General features: G+C 66.7%; 10 protein-coding genes and 1 other annotated feature. Of the genes, 2 read left to right on the plus strand and 8 right to left on the minus strand.

Features of this window, described 5'->3' with window-relative positions; genetic code table 11:
• The 4 genes from L284_RS0123540 to L284_RS25665 all read right to left on the minus strand — a co-directional run.
• The coding region (locus tag L284_RS0123540; protein WP_031341301.1) for a FecR/PupR family sigma factor regulator at positions 1 to 432 on the minus strand (432 nt) is incomplete at its 3' end.
• Entirely contained in the window at positions 425 to 958 is a 534-nt protein-coding gene (locus tag L284_RS25655) for an RNA polymerase sigma factor (protein ID WP_021232117.1), read from the minus strand. The genes L284_RS0123540 and L284_RS25655, both read right to left, overlap by 8 nt.
• A 142-nt stretch (positions 959 to 1100) precedes the next feature.
• On the minus strand, positions 1101 to 4013 hold the full coding sequence (locus L284_RS25660; RefSeq protein ID WP_021232118.1) for a TonB-dependent receptor: 2913 nt from the start codon (positions 4011 to 4013) through the stop codon (positions 1101 to 1103).
• Positions 4014 to 4202: 189 nt separating this feature from the next.
• Positions 4203 to 6932 carry a TonB-dependent receptor gene (locus L284_RS25665; protein WP_021232119.1) on the minus strand — a complete coding sequence of 910 codons (2730 nt, stop codon included), beginning with the start codon at positions 6930 to 6932 and terminating at the stop codon, positions 4203 to 4205.
• A gap of 326 nt (positions 6933 to 7258) precedes the next feature.
• Positions 7259 to 7314, plus strand: a sequence feature (sul1 is cis-regulatory element that is thought to sense ions involved in sulfur or methionine metabolism; They are found in Alphaproteobacteria).
• Between the two features lie 65 nt (positions 7315 to 7379).
• Here L284_RS25665 and L284_RS25670 point away from each other — a divergent pair.
• Positions 7380 to 8876 (plus strand): SulP family inorganic anion transporter, encoded by a 1497-nt coding sequence (locus L284_RS25670; protein ID WP_021232120.1) that lies wholly within the window; start codon positions 7380 to 7382, stop codon positions 8874 to 8876.
• A gap of 215 nt (positions 8877 to 9091) precedes the next feature.
• Here L284_RS25670 and L284_RS25675 read toward each other — a convergent pair whose 3' ends face one another.
• Entirely contained in the window at positions 9092 to 10414 is a 1323-nt protein-coding gene (locus L284_RS25675) for a dicarboxylate/amino acid:cation symporter (protein WP_031341304.1), read from the minus strand.
• A 418-nt stretch (positions 10415 to 10832) separates the two neighbouring features.
• Between L284_RS25675 and L284_RS25680 the strand changes: the two genes are divergently transcribed.
• Positions 10833 to 11924 carry a BON domain-containing protein gene (locus tag L284_RS25680; protein ID WP_021232122.1) on the plus strand — a complete coding sequence of 364 codons (1092 nt, stop codon included), beginning with the start codon at positions 10833 to 10835 and terminating at the stop codon, positions 11922 to 11924.
• A 108-nt stretch (positions 11925 to 12032) separates the two neighbouring features.
• On the opposite strand, the gene corA is transcribed toward L284_RS25680, so the two are convergent.
• The 3 genes from corA to L284_RS25695 form a co-directional block, all read right to left on the minus strand.
• Positions 12033 to 13013 carry a magnesium/cobalt transporter CorA gene (gene corA / locus L284_RS25685; RefSeq protein WP_021232123.1) on the minus strand — a complete coding sequence of 327 codons (981 nt, stop codon included), beginning with the start codon at positions 13011 to 13013 and terminating at the stop codon, positions 12033 to 12035.
• A gap of 132 nt (positions 13014 to 13145) precedes the next feature.
• Positions 13146 to 15752: a bifunctional lysylphosphatidylglycerol flippase/synthetase MprF gene (mprF, locus tag L284_RS25690; RefSeq protein WP_021232124.1), complete on the minus strand. Its 2607-nt coding sequence runs from the start codon at positions 15750 to 15752 to the stop codon at positions 13146 to 13148.
• The gene (locus tag L284_RS25695; RefSeq protein WP_031341308.1) at positions 15749 to 16177 is read right to left on the minus strand and encodes a DUF2147 domain-containing protein; all 429 of its coding nucleotides are present in this window, start codon (positions 16175 to 16177) and stop codon (positions 15749 to 15751) included. Before L284_RS25695 ends, mprF begins: the two co-directional genes overlap by 4 nt.
• Positions 16178 to 16185: the final 8 nt, after the last annotated feature.

A 16185-nucleotide genomic window follows, 5' to 3' on the forward strand; every position in this document is an offset into this window, starting at 1 on the left:
GGTCTCGCTGGCGAAGCGCAAGGGTTCGGGCGCCGAGGCCATCGGCCCGCGCGTCAGGAGATACCCGCCCAGCGGCAGGGCCACGATCGCGGCAAGGCCGGCCGCCAAGGCCTGGCGCCGCCCCATGCGGGAGGGCGAAGCCTCGTGGAGGCGCGGCGAACGTATCCCGGACGCGGAGCGTCCGCGCGCCGGGTACTCGGGCGCCGGATACAGGGGCGCGGGCGAGGCAGTGCTGCCCGAAGGCGCACTGCCGACCGCTTCAAGCAGTGCGCTGTCGTTCAGCACCTGGCGGATCCGCGCGAAAGCCCGCGCATGTTCGGGGCGCTGGGACAGCCACTGCGCCAGTTCGCGCCGTTCGGCCTGGTCGAGATCGTCGTGGCGGTCCGCCCAGTCGGCCGCCGTCTCGATCGTTTCCAGCTGCCGCTCATCCATGTCCGGTCGCTCCCGTTGCGCCTTGTTTCCAGTCGCTCGCCCAGTCGCCGCCGAGGGACAGGGTGAGGTCGGCCATGGCCCGCACGAGGTGCTTCTTGACGGCTTCCAGGCTGAGGTCCAGTTCCGCCGCGATTTCCTGCCGTGATTTGCCGTCGATATGGCGCAGCCGGAACACCGCGCGCCGTTGCGGCGTCAGCCTCTCCAGCGCCGCCTCGAACCGGGCGAGGCGCTGGCGATAGTCCAGCACTTCGTCGGCCAGCGGCAACTCGCAGGCGAAATCGAGATCGTCCAGCCCCGCTTCCCGCGAAGACTTGCGCGCGCCGGCCATGATCACCGAATCCGCGACGCGAAAGGCATAGGCCAGCGACTGTTCGATCACCTGCCTGCGCTCCTGCTCGATCACGCGTACCAGCGTTTCCTGCACCACGTCCTCCATGCCGTCGGGATCGCGCATGCGCCGCCGGACATAGCTGCGCAGCCGCCCGAGGCCGGCGGAAAGCTGGCTGGCGACATCGCTCATGTACATCGGCGGCAGTCCGGCAAGAAGCGTGGCATGTCCGGCAATCCGTTCTGGGTCAGGCCCAGCCGGGCCCCGAGGTGAAGAGCGCGCGGGCGGGCAAACGGGGACAGGGCGAAGTTCGCTTTCGGAAAAGATCCGGCCATGGCGATCAGAACCTGTAGCGCAGACCGGCCGAGAACACGCGCCCGCTGCGGGTGCGGGCGAGCAGGCGGCGGGCGCTGCGGTCGGTATATTGGACGATCGGGGCATCGGTGAGGTTTCGGCCCTCGAACAATGCCTGCATCCGCGGCCCGATGGCGAAATGGGCGGCGAAATCGAGCGTGAAGCTGGGCTTGATCCACTCGCCGATATTGCCGTTGTTGCCGATCCCCATCCGGTACGTGCCGCGATAGGCTGCGGCCAGGCGCGCGTCCCAGCCGCGTGCCGTATAATAGAGCGTGGTATTGCCCGACCAGCGGGAGAGGTCGATCAGCGGCAGGCGCAGGGTCTGCCGGCCGTAGGTCACTTCGCTCCGCCCCGAGGCGAACGTCACGTTGGCCGCGATTCCCAGGCCGTCCAGCGGCGCGGGCAGAAAGCGCAAGTCGCGCTGGATGGCGGCTTCCACGCCAAGGATCGACGCACCCGAGCCGTTCACCGGCTGGATGACGTTGTAGAGGATCGCGGCGTCCTGATCCGCATAGAGGAACTCGAGGGGGTAGCCGGTCTGCGCATAGGCCATGACGCGCGTCTGCGAGGTGATGAAGGAATCCAGGTGCTTGTAGAACAGGCCCAGCGAGACATAGCCGTCGCGGCCCCAATACTGTTCGAGCGAAAGGTCCAGCGCATCGGCGGTGAAGGGCTTCAGGCCGGGATTGCCCGAAGTGATGGTTCCGCCAAAAGGCGTGGCATTGACCTGGGCGGCGGCGCGCAAGTCCGCGACGTCGGGCTGGTTGAGGTTGCGGCTGGCCGCCAGCCTCAGCAGAAGATCGGGGCGCAGCGCGGCGCGGGCCTGGAACGAGGGAAGCCAGGCATGGCGGTGGCTGCGCCGCGAGATCAGGTACTGGCGGACATCGGTGCTCGCCTTGCCCGACGAAAGCGTGCCGACGCGCTGGTATTGCAGCCCCATCTCCGCCTGGACCGGCAGCGCACCCAGCACGCCGTCGAGCGTGGCGAGCGCGAAGGCGGCGTAGCTGTCCTCGTGAACGGCGTAGCTGGTACCGGGCATGTCGTCGGCACTGGTGAGCACGCGGTTCTGGCCGGTCGCCGCGAAAGTGGCATCGACGTCGGCCACGACGAAAGGCGCCAGGGTCCTGCCGCCGCACAGCCTGGTGACGGCGGCGGTTCCGCTGCCCCCGGGGTAATCGACCCGCACGCGCCGCTCGTAGCCGTCGTTGCCGAAAAAGCGGTAGGCCGCGCCCAGCTTCACGGCCGCGCCGGGGGCCAGCGCCTGGGTGATCTCGAGGCGGGCGGAGACGTTCTGGTTGACGATCGCATCCTCCCGCGTGTCGGCGCGCATGAGGGTCCACTGCGCGGCATCGGTCGCATCGAAGCCGTAGCTGTTGCCGGGAGCGGTTCCGGTGGCGGTATAGCGGAAAGGCTTGTTCCTGGCCTGGAGGAAGACCTTGTCGAACAACGGCTCCTGAAAATCGCTGCGCGCATAGCCGGCGCGGGCGGAGAGGGTGGTGGCTGCGCCGAGCGGCGCGGCGAGCGAGAGCACCGCTTGGCCGAAGCGGGTATGATCGACCGTGCGCTTGCTTTCGGAGCGGAAGTCGATCCCGCTGAAAGCGGCGGCGGTGATGGAGTCTCTGGCGATCGTCACGCTTTCCAGCCGCTGCGTCCCGGTGACGTCGGCGGTGAGCCCGTTGATGCCCGCGGCGGCGAGGGCATATTCCTCCCGGTCGTTGGCGAGCCGGGCGTAGAGCACGTCAAGCGCGACATGCAGCCCGCCCTCGCTCTCGTGCTCGATGGCCCCCACGACGTTGAGCCGCTCGAAACGGTTGATCCAGGTGGAGTAGCTCTGCGCGCGCGACATCATGACCGGCTTGCCTGCGCCGGTCAGCCGGGCGCGGTCCGCGGCGTCGATCGCGGGGCCGACGTTGGCCGGCCCGAACGCCACCGGCACCCAGTCCCAGTTGCGATACCCGTATTCCGCCACGCGGTTGCGGCTCCAGGACGCCGCCAGCAAGGCGCCCCAGGTCTCGTTCCGGCGGGCGATCTCCCCTGTCACTTGCGGGGTCACGCCGCGGCTGTTGGCGCCGGCCCGTCCCTGGAGCGAAAGCAGCGTCACCGGCCCTGGCTGGTCCAGCGGGCGCACCGTGCGCAGGGCCACGGTTCCGCCGACGCCGCCCGCGTCACGGTCCGCCGACCAGGTCTTGTGCACTTCGACTTCGGAAAAGAGCCCGGCATCGAAGATCGAATAGTCGAACCGGCGCTGGCGACTGGCGGCGCCGCGATTGTCGAGGCCCGAGGCGGTGGTCGCCAGGGCTTCCATGCCGTTGAGGGTGGTGCGGGTGAACAGCGGACCCAAACCCCGCAGGGAGACCTGCCGGCCTTCGCCATTGTCGCGGCTGACGGCGATTCCCGGCAGGCGCTGCAGCGCATCGGCGGCATTGTGATCGGGAAAGGCGGCGATGTCCTCCGCCCGCGTGACTTCGAGGATCGAGCGGGCGCCCCGCTTGGTCGCGACGGCCTGCCGCAGGCTCTCGCGGTAGCCGGTGACCAGGATCGGCGGACCTTCCGGCTCGGGCGGTGTGGGGGCTGCCGCGATGCGGGGCGGCGCGGAGGTCGGGAGCGCGGAAGGTCGCTTTTGCGTCACCACGAAGCCGCCGGACAGCCGCCGGACTTCGACGGGAAGATCCTGCGTCGCGCGGGCAAGGGCCTGTTCCACCGTGAGCCGCTGCCTGACGGCATGGCGGGTGCGCAGTTCCGGCGCGACCGAAGTGACGATCTGCACGCCCGCTTGCTGCGAGATCGTCCGCAACACCTGGGCCAGGCGGCCGGAGGCGATGCGGAAGGAGATCGCTTCGCCCGAAGCCTGCGCTTCGCGCGCATGCGCGGCTTCGGCCCCGAGCGGGGCGGTCAACGCAAGAACCGTACAGGATGCCACGAACCGGCCGCAAGCGTAATGAAACACGAGCCCTCCGGCGCGGGCGGCTATCAGGGGCGGATGACGATTATGTGACCTTCCGGGCTCGCTGCGGCGGGCGCGCAAGAAAAAGGGCGCGGAGCATGAACTGCCCCGCGCCTTTTCAGCGTTTACAGCCGGTTGACGTCAGAATTCGAAGCGCACGCCGCCCATGATCGTCGTTCCCGAGCGGGTATTGACATAGAGGCGCTTGCTGGTGTCCGAATACTGCTTCTCGTGCTGGTTGGTGAGGTTGATGGCGTCGAGCGTGAGCTGCACGCCTTCCATCACCTTGTAATGCGCGGAGGCATCGACGTAGATCGTCGCCGCATAGCCGGAGAGATCCTGGTCCAGTCCCAGCCCGCTGGTGATCGGCGCCGCGCTGAAGACATAGCTGCTGCGGTAATTGGCCGACCCGCGAATGTCGAACTTCGCATCCTGGTAATAGAGCGTAATGTTGCCGTTATACTTGCTGAGGCCCTCCAGTGTCGTGTTGGCGCCGCCTGCGTACATCGTCGCGTAATCGTATTTCGAATTGACGTAGGTGAAGTTCACCGCCGTGCCGAAGTGGTCGAAGGGAGCGGGCAGGAAGGTGAAGTCCGTCTGCGCGGCAAGCTCCAGGCCCCATAGGTCGGTCTTGCCCAGGTTCACCGGACGCGAGAACGAGGTGACTTTGGTGTTGCCTGTCACGCCTGCAACCAGATCCGTGGAAAGGCCGGTCGCGCTGTAGGGGACGTCGTTGACCGTCTGCGTGGTGATGAAACCGTCCAGCGTCTTGTAGAACAGCGCGGCGCTGACGGACCCGACTTTGCCGAAGTAGTATTCCAGCGAGAGATCGAGGTCGGTCGACTTGTAGGGACGCAGCGCCGGATTGCCTACCGATACCGAAAGCTCGCTATTGTCGCCGACGGTGACGGTGCCGTTCACTGCCAGCGAACCGAGTGCGGGACGATTGATGTTGCGGGCCGCCGAGGCGCGGACCACCAGATCCCTGGCCGGATCGAAGATCAGGTTCACGGCCGGGAGGAAGCCCTGATAGCTCGAGGAAACCGAGATCGGCGCGTTCGCGCCGCCTACCGTGCCGATTCCGGCCGAGAGAATGTCGGTGTGGTAATAGCGCCCGCCGATATTGCCGCGGAAGGGCAGGCTACCCAGCACATGGTTCCAGTCGTACTGGACATAGCCGGCAGCGGTGCGTTCCTCGACCGAGAAGACGCTGCTCTTGCTCGTCAGGTACTTGCCGCGATCCACTCCCAGCGTGGAGAGGGCCTTGTCATAGTCGACGATGACCCAGTCCTGGCCCTTGTAGCCGTCGTAGACTTTCGCATAGTCGCGCATATCGGCGCTGACGGTGCCGTTCTTGAACGCGGTCAGCAGGGCATCGTTGTAAGTGCGCTTGAAGCCGGAGTTCTTGAACCGGCGCCACTCGCCGCCGATCGAGATCTTGTCGTCGGGGGTGATCTCATAGGCCAGGCCTCCCTTGACGTTGTCGAAGGCGGTATCCTGGAAGCTCTGGTTCATGTCGATTTCGTGGGCGTGATAGTTGGCGGCGTTGCCAGTATCCCAGCGGTAGGTATTGACGAGCGAATAGTCGCCGCCGCGATAGTCTGACACGACGTCGCCATAGGCTTCGGTGTAGAACTGGTCGCTCAGCGGCATGTTGAAGCTGGCCCGCTCGATGCCGCCCAGGAACGTCGCCTTCAGCCCCGGAACGATCTCGGCATCGCCGCTGAGCACGATCTGCTTGAAGGTGTTCGTGGCCTTCTGGATGCGCGTCTCGGTGGCGGTCTGGCCGCCGGTGACGTCGAGGTAGGTCACCTCGTTCTGGTCGTTCCACGCGATGGCGTTGATCTTGGAGTTCGGATAAGTCACGCCCGCGAAAGTCTGGCCGCCGCCGAGCCAGGTGGAACCGCCGCCGCCGCGCGAGGCGAGGTGGGTCTCGAAACGGTCTGCCTTGTATTTGCCGTAGAGGCCGTCGAGCGTCAGGTGCACGGTATCGGCCGGGTTCCACTGCGCCGAGGCGGTCACGCCCAGGCGGTCCTGGGTGCTGTCCCAGACCGAGAGGCGGTTGCCGCGTGCGAAACGCAGTTCGCCGGAGTTGATCTTGTCCTGTTCCGCCCTGGTCAGGGCCGAGATGTTGGAGCCGTTGGCCTTGTTCAGGCGCCAGCGGTAGGTATCCACGCCGGTCTCGCGGGTCTGGCGATGGCTATAGGCGGCCGAGACGAGAAGGCCGAAGTCGCCCCAGTTCTTCGAGACGAGCCCGGTGAGGCGCGGCTGGAAGTCCTTGGTCAGGGTATTGGTGCCGCCCGAGGCGGAGAAGGCGAGCTTGGTACCCTCGGAATCAAAGGGGCGCGCGGTGTAGAGGCCGACGGTGCCGGCCAGTCCGCCTTCGGTCTGCTCGGCGGAGAACGACTTGCGCACGTCCACGCGGTTGAACAGTTCGGCGGCGAAGATGTTGAAGTCGAAAGCGCGGTCGCGTGTGCCCTGACCGCGGCTGTCCTGCGGGGAATCGACGTTGCCCAGCACTTCCATGCCGTTCAGCTGGACGCGGGTGAAATCCGGACCGAGACCACGCAGGCTGACGCGGCGTCCTTCGCCCGCCTCGCGGTTGATGGCGACGCCGGGAAGGCGCTGGAGCGCTTCGGCAAGGTTGAGGTCCGGGAAAGCCGCGATATCGTCGGCGACGATCGAGTCCTGGATGATCGTGGCACTGCGCTTCACGTCGCGCGCGCCCTGCAGGCTGGCACGGAAGCCGGTGACGACGATATCGCCTTCAGGCGCGGCGGCTTGCGCCTCTTCGGCCTGGGCGGGCTGGGCGACCATCGCCCCGAAGGCGAGCGCCGTCGTCATCAGGTAGCGGCTACGCTGGGTCCACATTTTCGTAACTCCCCGAGTGGTTTCACAGGCCATGTGCAGGATGGCGCATGGCGGTCGGGGGTGGAGAGCCGGGACGGAGCCGTTCGGGGACAGAAATTTCTTGTGAAAGTTCAGCGTAACTTTTGCTGCATTTTTATTGCATCGTATAGTTTCTCGGGCGACTAAATTATTGGTCCGTTTCGCTTGTGGATTTGTGCATTTCATCCTGCAATGACTTGGCTGCAAATCTGGGAGGCCAGCGCAGGGCCGCAAGCCCCGCAGGGCTGCAAGGCGTCGTCATGGGTTGAAAAGCGGCAAGGCGATCTGGTAAGGGGCGCGTCATTCGCAAGGAGCCCGGTGCAAATCCGGGTGGCTATTCCGGCCGCCGATCCGCCGGACAATCTCACATGACCCCATCCTCGAAGCGTCGGCCATTGCCGGCGTCATGTGCAATTGCGGACTACTTTCATGTCAGACACTCTCACCCGCTATCGGCGGCAGTGGTTCAGCGACGCCTCCACGGCGCGCCGGGACGTGCTCGCCGGTCTGGTCGTCGCCCTCGCGCTGATACCCGAAGCCATCGGCTTCTCCATCATCGCCGGGGTGGACCCGCGCGTCGGGCTCTACGCCTCCGTCGCCATCGCCATCGTCATTTCCTTCACCGGCGGCCGTCCCGCCATGATCTCCGCCGCGACCGCGGCGGTTGCCGTGCTGGTGGGGCCGCTGGTGCGTGAACACGGCGTGGAATATCTCTTCGCCGCGACAATCCTGATGGGCCTGTTCCAGATCCTGGCCGGGCTGCTCCGGCTGGACCTGGTGATGCAGTTCGTCTCGCGCTCGGTGATCACCGGCTTCGTCAATGCGCTTGCCATCCTGATTTTCGTAGCCCAGCTCCCCCAGCTTACGGATGTCGGTTGGGAGACATACGCCATGGTCTTCGGCGGCCTTGCGGTGATCTACCTGTTCCCGCGCGTGACCAGGGCGGTGCCGTCGCCGCTCGTCGCGATCCTGCTGCTGTCTGCGATCAGCATCACCATGGGCCTGCCGATCCATACGGTAGGCGACATGGGGCGCCTGCCAGAGGGCCTGCCGAGCTTCGCCCTGCCGCAGATCCCGCTGACGCTGGATACCCTGCGGATCATCCTGCCCTATTCGCTGACGATGGCGGCCGTGGGCCTGCTGGAATCGCTGCTGACGTCGCAGATCGTCGACGACATGACCGATACCGACAGCGACAAGCGCCGCGAATGCGCCGGCCAGGGCAGCGCCAACATCGTCGCCGCCCTGTTCGGCGGCATGGGCGGCTGCGCCATGATCGGCCAGTCGGTGATCAATGTCAGTTCCGGCGGGCGCGGGCGGCTGTCGACCTTCGTGGCGGGCGCCTTCCTGCTGTTTCTGCTGGCGGTGCTGGGCCCCTGGGTGGGGCGCATCCCGATGCCGGCGCTGGTGGCGGTGATGATCATGGTCTCCATCGGCACCTTCAGCTGGGCCTCGATCGCCAACTTGCGCCGCCATCCGCCCACCTCTTCGGCGGTCATGCTGGTGACAGTGGTGGTGGTCGTCGCGACGCGCGACCTCTCGCTCGGCGTGCTGGCCGGCGTGCTGCTCTCGGGCGTGTTCTTCGCCGGCAAAGTGCAGCGCATGTTCGCGGTGGAGCGCGTGCTTTCGCCCGACGGCGCCCAGGCGACCTACCGCGTGACCGGGCAGATCTTCTTCGCCTCCGTCCAGCGCTTCACCCGCGCGTTCCAGTCGGAAAGTGAGGCCTCGCACGTCCGCATCGACGTATCGGCCGCGCATTTCTGGGACATCTCGGGCGTCGGCGCGCTGGACAAGGTCATTGCCCGGCTGCGCCGAGAAGGCCGCAGCGTGGAGGTGGTCGGCTACAACCGGGCGAGCGCCGACCTGGTCGATCGCTTTGCCCTGCACGACAAGACCGGGTTCGAAAGCGGCGCCACGCCGCATTGACGGCGCGATTCCGGGATGGCGCCGGGCCGTCCCGGAGCCTGCGTCTCCCGGCCCGGCACCGGCCGCGCCTCAGGCGTCAGAAATGACCGGTGCAATAGGCAAGCAGCAGGATGAGCGGGATCGGAACGCCGATCAGCCAGAGTAGTCCCGAACGCATGACGTCGTCCTTTCCAGTGGTTCGCAAAACAATCCGCTGGAAAGGCAAGGGTTCCCTGCTACTCGGCGGGCACGGCCTCCGCCGAAGCCTCGGTCTTCATCGGGCCGCGCATGCCCAGGCGCTCCGAGACGATCGTCGGCACCAGTGCCTGTCCCGCCACGTTCACGGCGGTGCGGCCCATGTCCAGGATCGGATCGATCGCCAGCAGCAGCCCCACGCCTTCCAGCGGCAGGCGCAGGGTGGACAGGGTGAGCGTCAGCATCACGACCGCGCCGGTTAGCCCCGCCGTGGCGGCGGAGCCGATCACCGAAACGAAGACGATCAGCGCATAGTCGGAGAGCTGGAGCGGCACGCCGTAGAACTGCGCCACGAAAATGGCGGAGATCGCGGGGTAGATCGCCGCGCAACCGTCCATCTTGGTGGTCGAGCCAAGAGGGACGGCGAAGGCGGCATAGGAACGCGGCACGCCCAGGCGCTCGGTCACCTCCTCGGTCACGGGCATGGTGCCCACCGAGGAGCGGGACAGAAAGCCGATCTGGATCGCGGGCCAGGCTACCGAGAAGAAGCGGACCGGGTTGATGCCGTGGATCAGCAGCAGGATCGGGTAGACGGCGAGCAGTACGATCGCCAGGCCGATGTAGACCGCGCCCGCAAAGGCCCCGAGCGCCGAGAGTGCGTCCCATCCGTAGCTCACCACGGCATTGGCGATCAGCGCAGCGGAGCCTAGCGGGGTCAGCGCGATCAGCCAGCGCAGCAGCTGGCGAAGCACGAGGTTGGCCGAGGTCATGAAGGCAAGGAAGGCTTCCGCCTTGGCGCCCACCCGCACCGCCGCCGCGCCGACCGCCACGGCCGCGATGATGATCTGGAGGACGTTGAACGAGACCGAGGTCGAGGGGCCATCCGCGTCCAGCGTGGTGGAGGCGGTGATGCCGAGGTAATTCGCCGGAACCAGGCCCTTGAGGAAGTCCAGCCAGCCGCCCACGGCCGTCGGGGCCTGCGCGGCGGCGGCATCGACGCTGGCATGCAGGCCGGGCTGGATGGTCAGGCCCAGGGCGATGCCGATAGTGACGGCGATGAGCGCGGTGATGGCGAACCAGAGCAATGTCTGGACCACCAGCTTGACGGCATTGTCCAGCCCGCGCAGCGCCGCGACCGAAGCGATGATGGCGGTGAACACCAGCGGCGGCACCAGCGTGCGCAGCAGCTGGACGAAGATCTGCGCGATCGTGTGGAACGTTTCGCTGGCGCCGCTCGCCAAGGCGCTGTCAGGCCCGAGTTGCCTGACGATCAGCCCGGCGGCCAGGCCGACGACCATGCCCAGCATGACCTGCGTTCCGAAACCCGGAAGCCATGACCTGGCGGCGCGCGGACTTTTCGACATATGCTTACCTTCATATCTTGCCCGGGCCTGCGACAGGTCCGGTGCTTGCCGGCACGCCTGCCTTGCCGCCGATCTCAACCCGGTCAGGCGCATTTCGGCGCTGACACAGCCTCATGCAAGGGGCTAAATCCGCTGGGGCTCACGGGAGGGCCGGAAACAGCGGCTTGCAGAGCGGAACCATATTGTCAACCTTCTCGGTAGACAATCAGGGGTCGCACTACTCGGGTTTATCACGCTCTCTTCCGGATGTCGTTCCGGGCCATCTCCCCGGCGGTGCGATGAAAACCATTCCTCCAGCGTCGGACAGTGGATCATCCGGCGCCGAGCCACGTTCCATTAGCAGCCGATGCAGAGCGAGCTCCGGCAGACGGCGGAGCCCGGTCTCGGCATGCGCAGAACGACACCAAGGAGAGCATCGATGAATCAGCGCGATTCAAACTTCGGCGGCCGGCGATCGAGCGGCTATCGCAACGAAGACTCCGATTGGGAGACGTCCCGTCAGGACGACCGGTGGCAGGATGAATCCTCGCACCGGACGGGTAGCGGCTGGGGCAACGACGATGACCAGCGCTCGCGCTACTCCGGTGGCCGCTATTCGCAGGAAAGTTCGGGCGGGCGGTTCCAGCAGTCGGAAGGGCGGCGTTACGGCGGCTCCGAAGGCAGTTATGGTAGTTCCTATGGCGGCGGTTCCTATGGCGAACGCAGCCACTATGATCGCGGAAGCGGCAACCGAGGACGGTTCGGAGACGATTACGGTGCGCGCGGCCAGCGCGGCTCGCGCTTTTCCAATGATCGCGGCGCCTATCCCAGCCGCGAATACGACGCCAGCGGCGGCAACGATTTTGCCGACTTCACCAGTGAAGACTACGGCGGCCGCGACTTCTACGCGCGCCGCGGCGGCGGCGGTGGCGGGATGAGCCCGAGCTTCAGCTATCGCCCGACGTTCGACACCTTCGGCCGTGGCTATTACGGCTCGCGCGGCTACGATTCGAATGACCGCGACGATCGCAGCTGGCGCGAATATGGCGAGGAGCGCGGCTTCTTCCAGCGGGCCGGTGACGAGATCGCCAGCTGGTTCGGCGACGAGGATGCCGCGCGCCGCCGCGAGGAGGATCATCGCGGGCGCGGGCCTTCCGACTATACCCGCTCCGACGAGCGCATTCGCGAGGATGTGAACGATCGTCTTACGCAGGACTGGAAGGTCGACGCCACCAACATCCGCGTGACGGCCAAGGATGGCGAAGTGACGCTGGAAGGCACCGTCGGCAGCCGCAACGCCAAGCGCCGCGCCGAAGACGTTGCCGACGATGTGACCGGCGTGAAGCATGTGCAGAACAATTTGCGCGTGACCGGCGGAACCAGTTGGACCGATACCGGCCAGGGCGCATCGTTCTCGAACAGCGCGCGCACGGGCAGCACTGTAAGCGGCACCGCGACCGGCACGTCCGGCACGGCGACGTCCCCGTCAGGCACGACGACCGGTAGTTCTTCGACCGGCAGCTCTTCGTAATCGAGAGCCATCGTCGATGAAATGGCCGCGGGCTCCCATCGGAGGCCGCGGCCATTCCTCGTGATACGGCCCATTCCTTGTGATACGGCAAGGCCGGATTGTCGCGCGCTATAGCCATTTCGTATGGCGGAACCACGCATAGAGCGTGCCGCAGAGCAAGGCGATCACACCGAGCGTGGCGAAGTAGCCGTAGCGCAGGTGCAATTCCGGCATGTTCTCGAAATTCATGCCGTAGATGCCGGCGATGGCCGTGGGCACCGCCAGGATCGCAGCCCAGGCGGCGAGTCGGCGGGTGATCGCGCCCTGTCTTTGCGATTCCAGCAGGTGGCTGACTTCGAACACGGTGGTCAGCACTTCGCGAAGGCTGGCGACCATGGAATCGACGCGCCGAACGTGATCGTAGACGTCCTTGAAATACGGCCGCACCGCCGCATCGAGATAGGGCACGTCCAGATGGACGAGCTTGCTGCTCACTTCCGCCATGGGCGCGAGCACGCGCTGGAACCGGATCAGTTCGCGCCGCAGGCTGAAAAGACGCATCACGTCCTCGCGGTCCAGAAAGGCGTCGAGCGCGCGTTTCTCGATCTCCAGCACGTTTTCCTCGATGGTCTCGACGATCGGCAGGTAACCGTCGACGATGAAGTCGAGAATGGCGTGGAGCACGTAATCGACGCCGTTGGACAGCAACGTAGGCGCCGCCTCGAGCTGGGCGCGCAGCTCCGTATGCGCGCGGGCCGAGCCGTGGCGGACCGAGATCACATGGTGCTTGCCGACGAAGACCGAGGTTTCCCCATAGACGATCTCGTCACCTTCCAGATGGGCCGTGCGCGCGACCACGAAGAGCTGGTCGCCGTAGATATCGACTTTCGGCAACTGATGCGCCTTCTGCGCATCCTCGACGGCCAGTGGGTGAAGCCGGTACGTCTCCTGCACTGCCTGCAGTTCCGCGTCGGTCGGCTCGTGCAGACCGATCCAGACGAAGTCCTCCGCCTCCCCCTTGCCGTGGTCGGGAATCGGTGGGCAGCTTTCCAGCGACACCGGCCCGGCAGGTTGGCCCTGGCGGTAAAGACGAGCGGCAATGACGGACATCAGGTATGTTTTCCGAACTTCAGGTTTTCGACGGCACGATAGCGCTGCGGGACAGACATGGACAGATAGGCTGTCCCATCCCTTGCCCTTCCGAATGGGTGGATGTTCCGGTCTTGCCGGGAAAGAAAAATCTCAGCGCGCCTCGCGCCTGAGCCGGTTCCGCTGGCGGGCCGCGCTGGCTTTTCCGTCGGAGATCAGCGCCTGAAGGTCCAGAAGCGCTCGGCCGGTCGCCATGCCGCCGTTGCAGGCGATGTAGCGCGGCTCCCATACCGGTGAAAACTTTTCCTTGTAGTTGCGCAGGCCCTCGAAGCCGTAGAAGGCCTCGCCGTGGCGGAACAGCATGCCGGCGGCGCGCGCCCAGGTGGGGGCCAGGCGCCGAGCCTCGATGCCGGAAAGCGGCGCCAGGCCCAGGTTGAACCAGGCATAGCCCTCTTGCCGGCCCCAAAGCATCAGCCGGGTGAACAGGAAGTCCATGCAGCCATAAGGCACGTCTGCGCGGTGGCGCATGAGGTCCACCGAGAGTTCCTCCCGGCCCGCCGTTTTCCAGAGATTGGCGAAAGCGACGACCCGGCCTTCGCAGCGGATCACCGCCACGTCGCAGCGGGCGATATAGGCATCGTCGAAACGGCCGACGCTGAAGGCCTTTTCGCGCTGGCCCTTGGCACGGAGCCATTCATTGGACACCGCGCGGATTTCGCTCAGGAGCGAGGGCACGCGCGCGGCGGGAACTATGGCGAATTCCGCGCCTTCCCGCTCGGCCCGGCGCATGGCATGGCGCAAGGGGCGGGCAGCGGGGCCTTCAAGGCCGAAGCGAGAGAGATCGACCCGCGCCTCCTCGCCGTACTTCATGAGTTGCAGGCCCATGTCGATGGCGATGGGCAGGACTTCGGGCGTTATCTGGTAGAGCAGGACGCGGCCCTGGTTGGCATCGGCCCGCTCGCGCAGACGCCAGAGCAGTTCAGGCCAGTCGGTCGGCTCGCCAACGGGATCGCCCATGACGATCCAGGAGTGTCCCTGGACCTGGTACATCAGCATCGAGCGGCCCTCGGGACCGGCCAGGAACAGCTTGTCGCCGGTCAGCGCCAGCATCGATTCCGAGCGAGTCGCGTGATGCAGCGCGGCGTCGACGTCCAGCGGGCCGTCATCGGGCAGCACTGCGCGGCGCGACGGGCGCAGGAAGGCCAGCAGGATCGCCGCGCTCATCGCCACCGCGACGGCGAAACTGGTGCGCAAGTAGCGCGAGGCGTCACCCGACCAGGCGAACTTCCACCAGAGACTGCCGCGATAGGCCGGGAACGTTTGGGTGAAATAGCCGATGACGATGACCAGCGCGATCGTCGCGACCATGGCCAGGACCCAGTTGGCGCTCATGACGTCGGCAGTAAGTGCAGTGCGGCGCCAGAAGCCTCCCCGCGCCGCTTGCAGCACGCCCGCCACGGCCAGCAGGGTCAGCGCTTCCTCCCAGTCGAGGCCCTTGATCAGCGAGAAGGCGGCACCTGCCAGCAGCAGGGCGCGGGTCAGCAGGAAGGCGGCGTCGAGGCGGCGGTAGAGCGCCGGGGCGAGAAGGAGCAGCACGGTGCCTACCAGGCTGGCGGCGATCTGCGAGGCTTCCACGAAAGGCAGCGGCACGACGCCGCGAATGTCGGCCATGCGCTCGGGAAGGGCAGGGGTGGCGCCGGAGAGCAGCAGGATGGCGCCGCCCAGGAACACCAGCACGGCGACGGCGCGCGGAGCGAAGCTGACCATCATCGTTTCGCCCGCCTTCAGCGCCAGCATGGCGGACCGCCGCCAGCGGGCGTGCTCGTGGCGCAGGAGCAGGACGAGCGCGAGAGCCAGCGGCACGAGGTAGTAGACGATGCGATAGACGAGCAAAGCGGCCACGAGTTCTCCGGCGGGGATCTGCGGGCAAAGAGCGACGACGGTAGCCTCGAAGACGCCGAGGCCGCCGGGAACGTGGCTTACCAGGGCGACGACGATGGCCAGGACATAGGCCAGCAGCAGCGGCGCATAGAGCGCGATCCCGGTATGGGGCAGCAGCACGTAGAGCGTGCCGCAGGCGGCGGCGATATCGGCCAGCGCCACGAATGTCATGCGCGCGATGGCCTCGGGGCCCGGCAAGTGCCAGCGTTTCGCCAGCAGCGCGCCGCCGCCCAGCAGTGCCAGCAGCACGGCTCCGGCCATATGCTGGGCGCCGAGAGGAAGTACGTGCTGCGCTATGACCAGCGGGCGATGGTGGAGCAGCAGGGCCAGCGCGGCGGAGGCCAAGACGCCGGTCCAGAACGTGATTCCGGCGATTGCGGTCACTCGGGCCACCTCGCTCGCGCCCAGGCCCTTGGCCCCGTAGATCCGCAGGCGCGCGGCGGCGCCGGTCAGGATGCCGAAGCCGAGATTGTGACTGAGCGTATAGCTCGTGAAGGAGGCAAGCGCGGCGGTGCGGTAGGGTTGCGGCGACCCGATCGTGCGCAGGGCCATGACGTCGTACGTCGTCAGCAGCAGGTAGCTCGCCGCAGTGAGCGCGAGCGCGGCGGCAAGGCGCCAGCCGGGGATCTCGCGCGCGGTCCGCATCAGTGCATGGAAATTCAAGGAAAGGGCCAGCCGGTGCAGGCACAATGCGGCCAGCGCGAGGACCAGGGCGGCGATCGCGAGTTGTGCCGGAACCGCCAGCTTGCGAAGCAGCGGCTTCAGGTGCGCGACACATGCCGCGGGCTTTTGCCGGGAAGGAGAGGCGGCCGCGATCATGGCTGCCGCGTCCAGGTCTGCGACTTGCAGATCAGCCCGTGGAGAACGCAGCCGCTGATCTTCAAGTGGCCGGGATCGAGCTGGTGGATCCGTGAGAAGAAGCTCTCGCCCATGTCGGGCACGAAGACCTCTCCCTGCCAGCCGCCATCGTTCTGGCGGCGATAGTCGCGCAGGAGCTGGGTGCCGAGGAGCTGGCCCGCGCCGGCCTCGGCGGCGTCGGCTAGTGCCTTGCCGCCGACCCGGACGACGGTGCCGCAGAGCATCGCGCCGCAAGGGGTGACGGCGACTTCCACGTCGCCGTGCGGATTGAGCCAGTGACCGAAGGGGGTGGCCGTCCTGGACGTCATCGCAGGCGCCGCGGCGGTCAGGGTGCCGACCAGGAGCGGCAGAAGCGCGGCGCGCAGGACACTTTCCAGGGTTTTCATCGGTGCAC

Origin of the sequence: Novosphingobium lindaniclasticum LE124, assembly GCF_000445125.1 — a bacterium.
Lineage (GTDB): Bacteria > Pseudomonadota > Alphaproteobacteria > Sphingomonadales > Sphingomonadaceae > Novosphingobium > Novosphingobium lindaniclasticum.